The 13,391-nt window shown below is 35.0% G+C and carries 17 protein-coding genes; 5 read left to right on the forward strand and 12 right to left on the reverse strand.

Translation table 11 applies throughout. From position 1 onward, the window contains the following. Positions 1–201 (reverse strand): hypothetical protein (locus Q0L29_RS12795; RefSeq protein ID WP_296618778.1); only part of this gene is annotated, 201 nt, incomplete at its 3' end. A gap of 328 nt (positions 202–529) precedes the next feature. Then, a complete protein-coding gene (locus Q0L29_RS12800; protein ID WP_296622240.1) occupies positions 530–1,252 on the reverse strand; it encodes a 1-(5-phosphoribosyl)-5-[(5-phosphoribosylamino)methylideneamino] imidazole-4-carboxamide isomerase in 723 nt (240 codons plus the stop codon). A gap of 225 nt (positions 1,253–1,477) precedes the next feature. Here Q0L29_RS12800 and Q0L29_RS12805 point away from each other — a divergent pair, with 225 nt between their 5' ends. Continuing rightward, positions 1,478–2,095 carry a transcription elongation protein SprT gene (locus tag Q0L29_RS12805; protein WP_296622242.1) on the forward strand — a complete coding sequence of 206 codons (618 nt, stop codon included), beginning with the start codon at positions 1,478–1,480 and terminating at the stop codon, positions 2,093–2,095. A 271-nt stretch (positions 2,096–2,366) separates the two neighbouring features. Here Q0L29_RS12805 and Q0L29_RS12810 read toward each other — a convergent pair whose 3' ends face one another. The 3 genes from Q0L29_RS12810 to Q0L29_RS12820 all read right to left on the reverse strand — a co-directional run bounded on the left by Q0L29_RS12810 (position 2,367) and on the right by Q0L29_RS12820 (position 4,911). Beyond that, positions 2,367–2,936 (reverse strand): hypothetical protein, encoded by a 570-nt coding sequence (locus Q0L29_RS12810; protein ID WP_296622244.1) that lies wholly within the window; start codon positions 2,934–2,936, stop codon positions 2,367–2,369. 326 nt (positions 2,937–3,262) lie between these two features. Beyond that, positions 3,263–4,066, reverse strand: coding sequence for an N-acetylmuramic acid 6-phosphate etherase (gene murQ, locus Q0L29_RS12815; protein WP_296622247.1), 804 nt, complete (start codon positions 4,064–4,066; stop codon positions 3,263–3,265). After that, positions 4,063–4,911: an N-acetylglucosamine kinase gene (locus Q0L29_RS12820; RefSeq protein ID WP_296622249.1), complete on the reverse strand. Its 849-nt coding sequence runs from the start codon at positions 4,909–4,911 to the stop codon at positions 4,063–4,065. Before Q0L29_RS12820 ends, murQ begins: the two co-directional genes overlap by 4 nt. Positions 4,912–4,993: 82 nt before the next feature. Here Q0L29_RS12820 and Q0L29_RS12825 point away from each other — a divergent pair, with 82 nt between their 5' ends. The 3 genes from Q0L29_RS12825 to Q0L29_RS12835 are packed head-to-tail and all read left to right on the forward strand — an operon-like array spanning position 4,994 to position 6,530. After that, positions 4,994–5,353 carry a phage holin family protein gene (locus Q0L29_RS12825; RefSeq protein WP_296622251.1) on the forward strand — a complete coding sequence of 120 codons (360 nt, stop codon included), beginning with the start codon at positions 4,994–4,996 and terminating at the stop codon, positions 5,351–5,353. A gap of 24 nt (positions 5,354–5,377) precedes the next feature. Then, entirely contained in the window at positions 5,378–5,779 is a 402-nt protein-coding gene (locus Q0L29_RS12830) for a hypothetical protein (RefSeq protein WP_296622254.1), read from the forward strand. Further along, a complete protein-coding gene (locus Q0L29_RS12835; protein WP_296622257.1) occupies positions 5,757–6,530 on the forward strand; it encodes a geranylgeranylglyceryl/heptaprenylglyceryl phosphate synthase in 774 nt (257 codons plus the stop codon). Before Q0L29_RS12830 ends, Q0L29_RS12835 begins: the two co-directional genes overlap by 23 nt. Positions 6,531–6,613: 83 nt before the next feature. Here the strand turns inward: Q0L29_RS12835 and Q0L29_RS12840 are convergent, their stop codons facing one another. The 7 genes from Q0L29_RS12840 to panC all read right to left on the reverse strand — a co-directional run bounded on the left by Q0L29_RS12840 (position 6,614) and on the right by panC (position 12,478). Then, positions 6,614–7,537, reverse strand: a complete 924-nt coding sequence (locus Q0L29_RS12840; protein ID WP_296622259.1) for an AraC family transcriptional regulator — start codon at positions 7,535–7,537, stop codon at positions 6,614–6,616. A gap of 214 nt (positions 7,538–7,751) precedes the next feature. Beyond that, the gene (locus tag Q0L29_RS12845) at positions 7,752–8,891 is read right to left on the reverse strand and encodes an acyl-CoA dehydrogenase (protein ID WP_296622261.1); all 1,140 of its coding nucleotides are present in this window, start codon (positions 8,889–8,891) and stop codon (positions 7,752–7,754) included. 79 nt (positions 8,892–8,970) lie between these two features. Continuing rightward, a complete protein-coding gene (locus Q0L29_RS12850; RefSeq protein WP_296622262.1) occupies positions 8,971–9,666 on the reverse strand; it encodes a zinc metallopeptidase in 696 nt (231 codons plus the stop codon). 4 nt (positions 9,667–9,670) lie between these two features. Next, the gene (gene rfaE2 / locus Q0L29_RS12855; RefSeq protein ID WP_296622271.1) at positions 9,671–10,141 is read right to left on the reverse strand and encodes a D-glycero-beta-D-manno-heptose 1-phosphate adenylyltransferase; all 471 of its coding nucleotides are present in this window, start codon (positions 10,139–10,141) and stop codon (positions 9,671–9,673) included. Next, on the reverse strand, positions 10,128–11,150 hold the full coding sequence (locus Q0L29_RS12860; RefSeq protein WP_296622264.1) for a lysylphosphatidylglycerol synthase transmembrane domain-containing protein: 1,023 nt from the start codon (positions 11,148–11,150) through the stop codon (positions 10,128–10,130). Before Q0L29_RS12860 ends, rfaE2 begins: the two co-directional genes overlap by 14 nt. A gap of 3 nt (positions 11,151–11,153) precedes the next feature. Next, entirely contained in the window at positions 11,154–11,501 is a 348-nt protein-coding gene (panD, locus tag Q0L29_RS12865; protein WP_296622266.1) for an aspartate 1-decarboxylase, read from the reverse strand. A gap of 128 nt (positions 11,502–11,629) precedes the next feature. Further along, the gene (gene panC / locus Q0L29_RS12870; RefSeq protein ID WP_296622268.1) at positions 11,630–12,478 is read right to left on the reverse strand and encodes a pantoate--beta-alanine ligase; all 849 of its coding nucleotides are present in this window, start codon (positions 12,476–12,478) and stop codon (positions 11,630–11,632) included. A gap of 125 nt (positions 12,479–12,603) precedes the next feature. Here panC and Q0L29_RS12875 point away from each other — a divergent pair. Beyond that, the coding region (locus Q0L29_RS12875) for a glycogen/starch synthase (protein ID WP_296622269.1) at positions 12,604–13,391 on the forward strand (788 nt) is incomplete at its 3' end.

The raw sequence follows: 13,391 nt of genomic DNA on the forward strand, positions 1-13,391 counted from the left end.
GGATAGGCCTTTTTCTATCACTACCTTGTGAAGGTAATCTTTAAACTGTGATAGGGTGATGGATTCGAGAGGTAAATGGCTCGTTTTAACCATGCGAGACATGAGTGAACCATAAGTTTCTACCGTGCTCACACTGTAATTGCGGAATTCCAGCTCTCTTTTGAGATGCTCTAAAGCATTGCTTTTTGTTTGAGTTTTCATAATGGTAACTTTTTTGTTTACCATTATAATTTACTCATCTTCCATTTACCGTTTCCATTAAGAAACGGTTTAGTTCAACAATTTGCTAAATACACCCAAAGGTGCATTTAGCTACATTATATTTTTAGCAATCTACTGAAATAATAGTTAAATATAAAACCAACTAATTACTTTAAATGAAAGTTTCAAGACATTATCCGTAGAATTAAACGTTTAATAAACGTATAATTCTACGGATAAGAAATGAAAATAATTGACAATGAGGGAATGTGTTTTTTTTTACTTATAATGAAATGAGAATGATGCCTGAAATTAACTCACTAAAAGCCTACTTCAAAAACTCTTTCAGATCAGCAATTTTGATGTTTCCTTCATAGTAGGCTTTACCAAAGATTACGGCAAAAATGCCCATGTCATTTAGCTTGCGGATGTCATCCACATTACGGACTCCCCCACTGGCTAATACACAGATATCTGGAAACTCATCTAAAATACTTTGATATAAATCGAATGCCGGACCTGATAATGAACCTTCTTTGCTGATATCGGTAGTTTTTACATATTTCAATCCTCTGTCATAGAAATATCGGATATGCTCAATGATATCAATATCAGTGTTTTGCTTCCATCCCTTATAAGCAATCTTTCCGTTTAAAGCATCCGCCCCTAAAGTGATTTTCTCTCTTCCGTAAGAAACTATCCAGGAAGCAAAAAGCTCTTTTCTTTCTACTGCAATACTGGCTGCGGTAATGTAATCTGCACCATATTCGTAGGCTTTGCTAATATCGCCATCCGTATTGATACCTCCTGTAAAGTCAAGCTCTAAATCAGTATAGCCATGAATGGCTTCTAAGATATGATAATTCACTGGAGAGCCTCGGTGTGCGCCATCTAAATCAACTATATGGGCCACTTTAATTCCACTATCCTCCAGCTTTCGAGCCACATCAATAGGGGAATCATCATACACTTTAGCTCCAGCAATATCTGCGCCTTCAACTCTAATAATTTTACCTTCTTTGATGGCGATAGATGGAATAATTTGAATCATAGTTAAATGGTTTTAAGAGTATGATATTATAAAAAGTTGGCGATTCTACAAGCCCTAATCCCGTTAATATTGCGTTAAGCTTTAAAGGGCTTTGAAATTACAGCTTAAAAAGGAATTTACAAAAGATTTATGAAGAGAAAAATTCATCTGTAAAAATTTGAAATCATGCATTAAGCTGATTAAAAGGTAATTTTATGAGAATTTCTGCTTAGTTTTAAGCACTTTATGACGCATTACGAAAAACAAATACATCATAGAATAAGCCGTTTTGTTCCTGAAAATTCTGTGGATTTAGCTTTTAATTTATGGAAAGAGAAACCTTTTCGTTTTATCATAGCTAAAGCTAGAAATAGTAAACTAGGAGATTTTAGAAAAAAGCCGAATGAAGATTGGGCAGTCATCACTGTCAACGAAAACTTAAACCATTATTCGTTTTTGATCACTTATGTGCATGAAGTAGCGCATCACTGGGTTTTTGAAAAACATAAAGGCAGGGTTTCCCCACATGGAAAGGAATGGAAAAATGCTTTTATAGAATTGATGTTACCATTTCAAACAACCACCATTTTCCCTGAAAATATTCTGAAGGCATTAAATCGATACATGATAAATCCTAAAGCAGCTTCACTTTCAGATATCCATTTGGCTAAGGCTTTAAAAGCTTATGACCCTATAAATCCTGATGAGATAAGTTTGCTGGAATTAGGTCAAGGACAAAAATTCATACTTGAAAACAGATTGTTTGAAAAGCAGGAAACCCGCAGAACACGAGTAAGATGTAAAGAAGTAAATTCAGGGAAATATTATTTAGTCCATAAAATGGCGATGATTATTCCTGAATAGGATTCAATGCCGTTTAATTAAGAGATTTCCTTACCGCAAGCATTTTTCAACCACAAAAGATCAAAAAGCTTTTCACAAAGAAAATAATTTATAATGACAGCCTTAGGCTGTTAAATTACTCTCGTATGTTAACAGTAATTAATAAATCATATTTAATTAATTGAGCAATTTTGTCAGGTATGAAAACTTCAACAGCTTTAGCTGTTACTTTGTGGTCTCTGTGAAATTCTTAGAGGTACTTTGTGGTTAAATAACATGGCTTGATAAAAAATTAGAAATCCAATCTCTTCATCACATGCTCTTCAACTCTTTCACAAAAAACCTGAGGCTTTAGGGTTCTCCAGTTTAAGTGCTCAAACTGTCCGCCACAATTGATATAAGTATCTACATTATACTGTGCCCATTCCTCTAAAACAAAATCTCGGAAATTAACGCCTACGATCCAGCCATCTTCTACTTCATCAAACCATTCTTCATAATATTCATCGTCCGAACCATGAAAATTAAGGATGTTTTCACCTATTAAGATATACTTATTGATGCCCTGAAGCAACATATGCTCAATGATATTTCTTTTCAAATGCATGATATCATTGTGCAAGGTGTCATTCCATTCGCCTATCATTTCAATCACCGCAATTCCATCATCGTAATTGGCGTATAAAATTTTAATGTATAAGGTTTCAGAACCTATTGCATCCCAGGCAGGATCTATATAATATCCGTAAATGGTATCGGTATAAAGCTCATAATTATATTCTTTCCCATGGAAAGGAGAAAGCTCATCAGATGAGGAATCATAATATTTTAGCCAGTTGTAGTAGGGCTCGATGTGGTGCATTTTGCAGTGCTAATTTTTAGGTTCTAAGTAATGAGTTTAAGAATGCGATTTGGGCTAAAAAAGTTTTTGAAAATCTTGATTTATTATCTTATCATACGTAACCTGTCAGTTTTTGAGGGCGGTTTGACGGTTTCCTACCGTCTAATCGCTTAATGGAAGTCCCTAGGATATCGGTCAGACGCTTAGGATCTATTTTTAAAAATACTTCCATTTAGGCAAGTTAAACGATCAAAGTTTTTTTAGTGAAAGCGTCAGACCGAGGCAAGTTTTGTGCTTATATCAGACTTTGAAAAAGTCGGGACATTAATCACTTTCATTGGGTGAATTCAGCCTTTCCCCGCCTCAACAGCCTTTCTTACTGAACCATGTTCCATCAATAATTTATTAGCTGCTTCATATTCTATCCCAAGCTCATGCATAATCATTTTCGTGCCCCTGTCCACCAACTTATCATTGCTTAATTGCATATCCACCATTTTGTTGCCTTTCACATGTCCCCGTTGAATCATGGCAGTGGTGGAAATCATATTTAGTACCATTTTCTGTGCCGTCCCTGCCTTCATCCTGGTGCTTCCTGTCACAAATTCAGGGCCGACAGGCACCTCAATAGGAAAATCAGAAACCTCCACCACCTCCGAATCAGGATTACAAGTAATACAAGCAGTACTGATTCCATTACCCTGTGCCATTTTTAATCCCCCAATTACATAAGGCGTTCTGCCAGATGCGGCAATCCCAATCAGAAAATCTTTTTCAGAAATATTATACTCTTGCAAATCATTCCAGGCTTGAGTTCTATCATCTTCCGCAAATTCAACTGCTTTCCGAATTGCATGATCTCCTCCAGCTATCAATCCAATAACTTTATCAAATCCCACCCCAAAAGTAGGCGGACATTCGGAAGCATCCAAAATCCCCAATCGTCCGCTTGTTCCTGCACCTATATAAAATAATCTTCCACCCACTTTCATCTTTTCAACTATTGCCCCTAGTGCTTTTTCAATTTGCGGAAGTGCCTTTTGAACTGAATGGGCAACAGATTGATCTTCCTGATTGATCCCTTGAAGCAATTCGCCAATAGAAAGGTTTTCCAGATTATTAAAATTTGATTCTGACTCTGTAATACTCATGAATGTTGATTTTTATGATAAAGTGTCAAACCCGCAATTGGGCTTTCGATAAAATTTCCAGCTGTTAAATTATTTTTTGTTAAAACCATGCGCATGATGGAATTAGCATTAAACCCTACTCCTCCTACAAAATGAATCGGCAAATTTTGATGTTGCTTAAATTTTAGAACGGATTTTTCCAGAAACAGCTGAAATGCATCTGAAATAAGTTCAAAAAATAATTTTTCTTTTTGATGCAATAAGGCAAACTGGAAAAATTGAGCAAAAAACCGATTGGGATAGGGCTTTTGATAAATCTGCTCTAGTCCATATTCCAAATTGATTTCAGGAAACTCAGCGCTGAATTTTTTTGCCATTTTATCAGGCATTTCATTCTCCAAAAAAGCTTTGAGCGTTAATTTTCCGATATAAGCTCCACTTCCCTCATCTCCCAAAGCATATCCTAAGGAAATCATTCTTTCGGTAATAGTGGCACCATCATAATGACAGGCATTAGCACCGGTACCCAATATGCAGACAATCCCTTCATCATTTCCACAACATGCCCTTGCCGCAGCCAGCATGTCATCTTCCACAAAGATTTGATCGCATTTAAAAAAATCCTTAAAAACTGATTTTATTTTTTCTTTATTCTTTATGTGACCACACCCTGCACCATAAAAATTAATCTCGTTTATATCCTGAAAACTTTTATCTTTAAAATCAGCGCTCAGGCTTTCAAAAAGCTCTTTTTCTGATATTAAATAAGGATTTATTCCACTTGTTTTCAATTGCTCAATGGAATTATCCTTATTTAAAAAGCGCCAATCTGTCTTACTCGAACCGCTATCTGCTATAAGCTGCATTAATCTTTCTAATTATTTTAACGTGTAAATTTAAGATGAACTGAAATTTATATAACTTAGGAATCAAATAATACTTAAAGTTGTGAAAAGTAGTAAACTATTAGGACTATTGGGACTAGATAAAATCATAGAATCGTTACAAAAATTGCTAGAAGTACGCATAGCAATGATAAGAAAGGAGATAGAAGAAAAAATAGCAGAGAAATTAGCTAAACTTTTACCTCTCATTATGGTGGGGGCATCCTTAACCTTACTGATTCTATTCGGTAGTTTGACATTGGCTTTTTACCTAACCGAAATTATGGAAAGCTATGTTTATGGTTTTGGTATAGTCGCCTTAGGATATCTATTGCTAACAGTCATTTTCATTCTTCTAAAGGACAGCAAATTTATGAAGAAAGTATTTAGTGATTCCATCAACAAATCAACCAAAGAAGAGTAATTTTAATTTTTAAATTCAAGAAGCATGAGTAATCAAGAACAGCTACTAGAGAGAAGTAAGAAATATGAACAAGATTTATCCGAGCAATTAAGCGAATATTCCGGTAAAGCTCAAAAATTCGGTAAAAATGCTTTGATGATTGCGGGAGGTGTATTTTTGGCTTATCAGGCTGTAAAATTAATAACCGGAGGGGGCAAAAAAACCCGAAATGCTGAAGTTTATAGGGAAGTAAGTGAGGATGAAAGCGACAATGATGACTCACCCCGAATAGTTATAAGAAGGGAAGAAAGCAGTAGTAGTGGAATTATGACCTTGCTAAAGGCAGAGGTAGGGGGTATTTTGGCAGCTATTGCACGAGATAAAATCCTGGAATTTTTAAGTCAGTTGGAAAATAAAAGATCTGATGATAGAAAAGAAGAAGCTTAACCAACTTATTGAATATAAAGCAAACGGACAAAAATGCTTTGCTTTACTGATTGATCCTGATAAAGTTCATGACAGAGCTTCTTTACAACGTTTAGTCAATATGGCAATTGAAAATGAGGTAGACTTCTTTTTTGTGGGAGGGAGTTTGATCGTTTCTGATTTTCTAAGCAGTTGCATTTCCGATATAAAATCTGCTACTGATATTCCGGTAATTCTTTTTCCCGGCAACAACCAATATATCGATTTACAATCCGATGCTATTCTCTATCTTTCGTTGATTTCAGGTAGAAATCCTGATTTATTGATTGGTCAGCACGTTTTATCCGCTCCCATTTTGAAAAGAAGCAAAATGGAAATTTGGCCTACAGGCTATATGCTTATTGATGGGGGTAATAAAACCTCTGTTTCTTATATGAGCAATACCAATCCTATTCCTCACGACAAAAGTGATATTGCGGTAAGCACTGCCATTGCAGGCGAATTATTAGGACTCCAACTCATCTACATGGATGCAGGAAGTGGCGCTGATAAAATGATCAGTGAAAAAATGATTGCATCTGTGAAAAGAGCAGTTGATATTCCGCTAATTATTGGAGGAGGTATTAATTCTGTTTCTAAAGCAAAAAGCGCCTGGAAGTCAGGCGCTGATGTAGTAGTTGTGGGTAATGCCATAGAGCAAAACCCACAATTATTAATTGAGATGACTGAAGCAAAAATTTTGCTCAATCAGCAATTACATAAAATCCAGTAATTAATTGTACAAACCTTAGTTATTTGATTTTGGATATCAAGGACTTATAAATCCTCCTCCTTTAATTGCCTAACAGGCTCTATTTAAACGTTCATTAAAGATTCTCTTCTTCTCATCTTTCCTGCAGGAATTCCGAACATCATTTTAAATCTTCGGCAGAAGTATGCAGTATCTTTGTACCCAACTTCATGTCCAATATCTCTAATGCTTTTCTTAGAAGTTCTCAATAAGGTAACGGCCTCTTCCATTCGTTGATATTCAATATAATCCTGAGGATTTATACCTGTCAGCATTTTGAAATATTGCCCTACATAATCCTCCGATACATTAGCAACTTCAGCAAGTTTCTTATTTGATAAATCACCACCTAAGTGCTCATTAATATAATTGAAAATATCAATTAAACGCGGATCTTTGAAATAAGTACTGTTTGTTGCTAATTGCTCAACAAACAACTTATTACGAACAATGTGTCTGAATAATTCTACCAGCAAATATTCAGTTAAGACCTTCACCATACGATCAGCACCTGGCTCATCAGTACTTAGTTCTTCAAAAATCTTATCATTCAAAGATTTTATAACGTCATTGCTGAAAATAAATGGCGGTATATCAAGCGATGCGAAAAAGTTTACTGAATCAAAAACTTTAGCTTCGAATGAAATATAACTAAAACTATCACCACCTTCCACTAATAATTCATCATGGCTAATAGAATTAAAATATTCTGACTTGCCTGTAATGAACTTATCATTAGTAATGGTTTCAATTTGGCTCCCTCTTCCATAAGTGATTTGATGTGCTTTTCCACCGGGAATAAAAGCAAAATCACCTTGCTTTGCTAATAATTTTTCTTCCCCTAATAACACTTCTCCCTTATTTACCCAAATTACTTTATTCTCTACTTCGTAAAGATTATTTACGGTTACAGGCTTTTGGATTTTGATATTTTTTGCTTTGACGAATTTAACGCCCAAAGACTCAATGATTTTGTTGTAATCTTCCATTTTCTTGTTTTATGAATGGATTAACTCTAAAAAGTAAAAGTATTCTCTCGAATAATTGTATAAATCTAATGAATAATAGCTTTATATCAAAAAAAATAAAAAACGCACAACCTCTATGTGAATGTAAGGTTGTGCGTGATAACGAAGTTTTTATTGAATTATTTTAAGATTTCATCTTTAAATCCAAAAGAAAAATCCTACTAATAAATCTTACTTATTTTAATATATTTCTTGAAATAACAATTTTCTGAATTTCAGAAGTACCTTCATAAATCTGAGTGATTTTTGCATCACGCATTAATCGCTCAACATGATATTCTTTTACGAAACCATAGCCGCCATGAACTTGTACAGCTTCAACTGTGGTATCCATAGCCACCTGAGAGGCATATAATTTTGCCATGGCACTAGCTTGAGAAAAATCTTGCTTTTGATCTTTCAACCATGCTGCTTTTAAGCAAAGTAAACGAGCAGTTTCAATTTGAGTAGCCATATCAGCTAACTTAAATGCAATTGCTTGATGCTGGCTGATTTCTTTTCCAAATGCTTTTCTTTCTTTAGAGTATTTTAAAGCTAATTCATAAGCACCTGATGCAATTCCTAATGCTTGAGCAGCAATACCAATTCTACCGCCATTTAAAGTGGCCATAGCAAAGTTAAAACCAAACCCATCTTCACCAATTCTATTTTCCTTAGGAACCTTCATATCCTGGAACATCAAAGAATGAGTATCCGAACCTCTAATTCCTAATTTCTCTTCTTTCTTCCCAACTACAAATCCTTCAGTTTCTCTTTCAACTATCAAGGCATTAATTCCTTTGTGCCCTTTCTCTTTATCAGTTTGAGCAATTACCAAATAAACAGAAGCACTGTTTCCGTTGGTAATCCAGTTTTTAGTACCATTTACTAAATAGTAATCTCCTTTATCTTCTGCTGTTGTTCGTTGAGAAGTAGCATCAGAACCTGCTTCTGGTTCTGATAAGCAAAAAGCTCCAAGAATTTCACCAGTAGCTAATCTTTTTAAGTATTTTTCTTTTTGTTCTTCTGTCCCAAATTTTTCTAGTCCCCAGCAAACCAAAGAATTATTTACTGACATGGCCACAGATGCAGAACTATCTATTTTGGAAATCTCTTCCATTGCTAATACATAGGAAACAGTGTCCATTCCTCCACCATTATATTTAGGATCCACCATCATTCCCATGAATCCTAATTCTCCCATTTTTTTAATCTGCTCGGCAGGAAATTTTTCGTGAGTATCTCTTTCGATTACTCCAGGTAATAGGTCGTTTTGTGCAAAATCTCTAGCAGCAGCTTGAACCGCTAACTGCTCTTCCGTGAGTTGAAAATCCATCTATAAATTATTTTTTAGTCGTTTCATTACGAAAACCTTATGTTTTCGCAAAAGTTTTGCAAATATAGGAAAAATCCATTTAATCGCGGCCGCCAACAAACATCATCACATAGTACAACAATGTAACTAATGAAGCAATTGCGGCAACTAAATAAGTTCTTGCAGCCCATTTTAATGAATCTTTAGCCATATCATGCTCTTGGGGAGTTGTAACGCCTGAAGTAGTCATCCATGCCAACACTCTTTTGCTGGCATCATATTCTACTGGTAAAGTGATAAATGCAAAGAGCGTGAAAATTGTATAGCATCCAATAATAACCATCATCGCTAATTCAAAACTAACAAGCCCTTGAAGAAAGAAAGCGCCAAAAAGCATTGCCATAAATACAAAGTTGATGATTTTGGCACTTATATTTTGTAATGGTACTAATGCAGAGCGTAATTCTAAAAATGCATAGGCTCTTGCGTGTTGAACGGCATGTCCTACCTCATGAGCAGCAATGGCTACTGCAGCAGCAGAACGATTGTTATAAACGTCAGAACTTAAGTTTACGGTTTTGTTAGATGGATTATAATGATCCGTTAACTGGCCTTCCACAGACATTACTTTTACATCATGGATACCATTATCCCTCAACATTTTTTCAGCAGCTTCTCTGCCTGAAATCCCAGAGCTTAAAGTTATCTTAGAGTATTTTTTAAATTTACTCTTCAATTTGGACTGCACAGCATAACTTATGATGGCAAACCCTATTAAAATCACAATTAAAAACATTTTATTATTGGTTTATTTTATTAATAATATTAGTGGTAGAATATCCGTCTACTAACTCAATAGTCTCGACTTTTCCACCGTTTTCCATTACGATATCTGCGCCTACAATGTTGCTGATTTTATAGTCACTTCCTTTTACTAAAATATCAGGTATAAGCTGCTTAATCAAAGATAATGGAGTGTCCTCAGAGAAAAATACCACGACATCTACAAATGACAATGCCGCTACGATTCTGGCTCTTGCGTGTTCATTATTTACAGGTCTATTTGGCCCTTTTAATTTACTGACTGAAGCATCTCTATTTAAGGCAACAATCAATTTATCTCCTTTTGAAGCGGCCTTCTCCAAATAATCTACATGCCCTAAATGCAAAATATCAAAACAGCCATTTGTAAAAACCACTTTTTGATCTTTCCAATCTTGTCTTCTTTTGATTAAAGTTTCTAATGTCAATATTTTATCAGCTGTTGGCATAGGCTTGACTCGCATTTCTTTTTGGAATAATCATACTTAAGAATAAAGATACAGAACCAACTCCTATAATAGCGATAGAATTGGTTGTATGCAGAACGAATGCAAAAATTACACCTTCTTTTTCTGCTACTCCATAAAGCAATAGACCGGCACTTACTAAATAATGAAAAGCTCCTATTCCACCTTGAACAGGAGTTGCCATTCCAATCCCTCCTAATACTAGTAAAATAAATCCGGCTGAAAAACCTAAATGGGCAGTAGACTCCATGCTAAAAAATACTACGTAAGTCATAAAATAATAACAAACCCATATTCCTATTGTAGCAACCCAAAATAGTGCTGGGTTTTTTAATTTTCTTACCGAAGTAATCCCTTCAACTAATTGGCGAAGAAAGGCTGTTAATTTATTGTAATGCTTATTTTTTCTTAAAAATGCCTGATTTCTTTTTAAAAGAAAGAAAATCACAATTGCAGTGACAAAAAAGAAGATACCTATTGCGATTAAAGTGATAAAATTCTCTTCCAAACCTGTGGCTTTGTCTAAAAATAATTCCAAAAAGAAATCATTCAATCTTCTAAATTCTATTGCAAGTGTAAATGCAATGATTGCCAACAAACAAATCATATCGAAAATCCGCTCTGTCACCACACTCCCAAATCCTCTACTTATAGCAACATCATCCGTTCTCTTTAGAATTCCACATCTGGAGACCTCTCCCATTCTAGGCACTACAAAATTAGCTAAATATCCCACCATGACTGCTAAGAAAGTTCTGGATGTTTTTAGGTTGTATCCCATAGGCTCTAGCAACATATTCCAGCGCCAAGCCCTCAAAAGATGGCTAATCATTGCTAATCCTATGGAAAGATATATCCAATTTAGGTTAGCTTTCCTAAAACTCGCCATCATTTCGCTAAAATCCACATCTTTATAGAGGTACCAAAAAAGTAGAGCCGCTATCGCTAAGGAAAATGTATATTTAAGAAGTGATTGAAGTCCTTTTCTCAATGATTAGGTCAGTTTATTGTTAGCGTCAGGAAATATTAAAGAAGGTTTAAATGATTTTGCTTCTTCAAAATCCATATGAGCGTAACTGATGATAATAACAATATCTCCTACTTGCACCTTTCTTGCAGCAGGACCATTTAAGCACACCATGCCCGACCCCCGCTCTCCTTTAATGACATAGGTCTCCAAACGCTCACCATTGTTGATGTTCACGATTTGAACTTTTTCGTTCTCTATTATATTAGAAGCCTCCATCAAATCTTCATCGATGGTTATGCTTCCAACATAGTGTAATTCTGCCTGAGTAACCTTTACTCTGTGAATTTTTGATTTACAAACTTCAATTAACATACTATACTCTTCAAATTGGGTGCAAAGTTAAGAAATTAAATAGAGCCTATTAGGTATTTACATAAGATAAAATTTCCTGACAGCTATCGGGATTGATAATCAGTAATAAATAATTATGAAATTAATTATTAGTTTCCATATAAATACATGTTATCTATTAATCTAACATCTCCTATAAACCCTGCTATGCAAAGAACGGTATCTGGCTCCAAGTAGTTCTTTGTTTTGGGAAGTAAATCATGATCACTTACGATTTCAAAATATTCCAATTGTGCTTTATGATCTTCAAAGAGTGCTTTGACTTTTTCATTGGCTTCGCTTACTGATTCTCCCTTAGTTAAAATAGATTTTGCCTCTATTAAGGCATTGTAAAATATATTGGCTTCTTCTCTTTCTTTTTGGTTTAGGCGCTCGTTTCTTGATGACATTGCCAAGCCATGGGGCTCTCTTTTTATAGGTACAGTTATAACGTCTAAGTTGAAAAATAATTCCTCTACCAGCTTCTTGATGATGGTTAATTGTTGCAAATCTTTTTGGCCAAAAAAAGCATAGTTCGGAAGTACTATATTAAAGAGTTTGGATACAATTAAGCCTACTCCACTAAAATGACCTGGGCGATATCTCCCTTCCATTAATTTATTCAAATCACCAAAATCAAAGCTTATGGTATTTCTACCAGCATACATTACCTCATCTGACGGTAAGAAAAGTATATCGCATCCATTTTTTCCTAATAAGCTTTTATCTGTATCTATATTTCTGGGGTATTTTTTCAGGTCATCTTGATTATTGAACTGGGTAGGGTTCACATAAATACTGCAAACTACTATATCTGCTTTTTCTCTTGCGGCAGAGACTAAACTCAAATGACCTTCATGTAATGCCCCCATAGTGGGTACAAACCCTATTTTTTTACCTTCTGATTTAAATTGAGTGATAAGGGCTTGTATTTCAGCGATTGAGCCTGTCGTAACCATAAAAAATGCGCTAAATTATAAAGTTTCGGAACAAATCTAGCTGTTTAATCAAAAAAATAATGGAAAGTGAGTATTTTTTTGTATTTTTGTGCTTCGTTTATGAATTAATCAAATCCAATAAGCATATGTCAAAGCTTCGAATTCTTTACGTAGCCAATGAAATCAATCCATTTTTAAAAACATCAGAAGTAGCAGAATTTGTACGAAAACTCCCTCAAGCCATGCAGGAAAGAGGAATGGAGATTCGTATTTTAGTACCCCGCTTCGGACTTATTAACGAGCGGAAGAACAGATTACACGAGGTAGTGCGTCTTTCAGGAATCAATATATCAGTAGGGGAAGAAGAAAAGCCCTTAATTATAAAGGTAGCTTCTATTCCAAACGCTAAACTTCAGGTGTATTTTATTGACAATGAAGATTACTTCCAGCGTAAATTTGTATTCCATGATAAGGAGAACAATTTTTACCCTGACAATGATGAGAGAGCAATATTTTTCTGCAAGGGAGCGTTGGAAACAGTTAAGAAACTAGGCTGGGCGCCTGATGTAGTGCATTGTAATGACTGGATGACCAGCTTGATTCCAATGTATTTAAAGACCACTTATAAAAATGATCCAATATTTAAAGATGCAAAATCTGTATTTACTGTGTATAATACAGAATTCTCTCATAAATTTGGGACAGATTTAGTGGACAAGGTAAAAATGCTTGATATAGAAGATAGCATGTTGTCCAATCTAGAATCAGCCGATTATGAAGGGTTCATAAAAATCGGTGCAGAATATGCAGATGCAGTTATTAAAGCAGGTGATGAGTTTAAAGGAAACCTTGATGAATTATTTTCAACATTCGACAAAGAAAAGAAAGTTGACACCATTGAAAAAGGAGAAGATTTTGAAGAATCCTATTTCAA

This window comes from Marivirga sp. (assembly GCF_024636815.1).
Lineage (GTDB): Bacteria > Bacteroidota > Bacteroidia > Cytophagales > Cyclobacteriaceae > Marivirga.

What these genes read in the sequence shown, in the direction of transcription:
- murQ (WP_296622247.1), bottom strand. Translation starts at nt 4,066, where the DNA reads ATGAGTATTACAGAGTCAGAATCAAATTTTAATAATCTGGAAAACCTT.
- Q0L29_RS12805 (WP_296622242.1), top strand. Translation starts at nt 1,478, where the DNA reads ATGACGCATTACGAAAAACAAATACATCATAGAATAAGCCGTTTTGTT.
- Q0L29_RS12830 (WP_296622254.1), top strand. Translation starts at nt 5,378, where the DNA reads ATGAGTAATCAAGAACAGCTACTAGAGAGAAGTAAGAAATATGAACAA.
- panD (WP_296622266.1), bottom strand. Translation starts at nt 11,501, where the DNA reads ATGTTAATTGAAGTTTGTAAATCAAAAATTCACAGAGTAAAGGTTACT.
- Q0L29_RS12835 (WP_296622257.1), top strand. Translation starts at nt 5,757, where the DNA reads ATGATAGAAAAGAAGAAGCTTAACCAACTTATTGAATATAAAGCAAAC.
- Q0L29_RS12840 (WP_296622259.1), bottom strand. Translation starts at nt 7,537, where the DNA reads ATGGAAGATTACAACAAAATCATTGAGTCTTTGGGCGTTAAATTCGTC.
- panC (WP_296622268.1), bottom strand. Translation starts at nt 12,478, where the DNA reads ATGGTTACGACAGGCTCAATCGCTGAAATACAAGCCCTTATCACTCAA.
- Q0L29_RS12845 (WP_296622261.1), bottom strand. Translation starts at nt 8,891, where the DNA reads ATGGATTTTCAACTCACGGAAGAGCAGTTAGCGGTTCAAGCTGCTGCT.
- Q0L29_RS12810 (WP_296622244.1), bottom strand. Translation starts at nt 2,936, where the DNA reads ATGCACCACATCGAGCCCTACTACAACTGGCTAAAATATTATGATTCC.
- Q0L29_RS12800 (WP_296622240.1), bottom strand. Translation starts at nt 1,252, where the DNA reads ATGATTCAAATTATTCCATCTATCGCCATCAAAGAAGGTAAAATTATT.
- rfaE2 (WP_296622271.1), bottom strand. Translation starts at nt 10,141, where the DNA reads ATGCCAACAGCTGATAAAATATTGACATTAGAAACTTTAATCAAAAGA.
- Q0L29_RS12820 (WP_296622249.1), bottom strand. Translation starts at nt 4,911, where the DNA reads ATGCAGCTTATAGCAGATAGCGGTTCGAGTAAGACAGATTGGCGCTTT.
- Q0L29_RS12850 (WP_296622262.1), bottom strand. Translation starts at nt 9,666, where the DNA reads ATGTTTTTAATTGTGATTTTAATAGGGTTTGCCATCATAAGTTATGCT.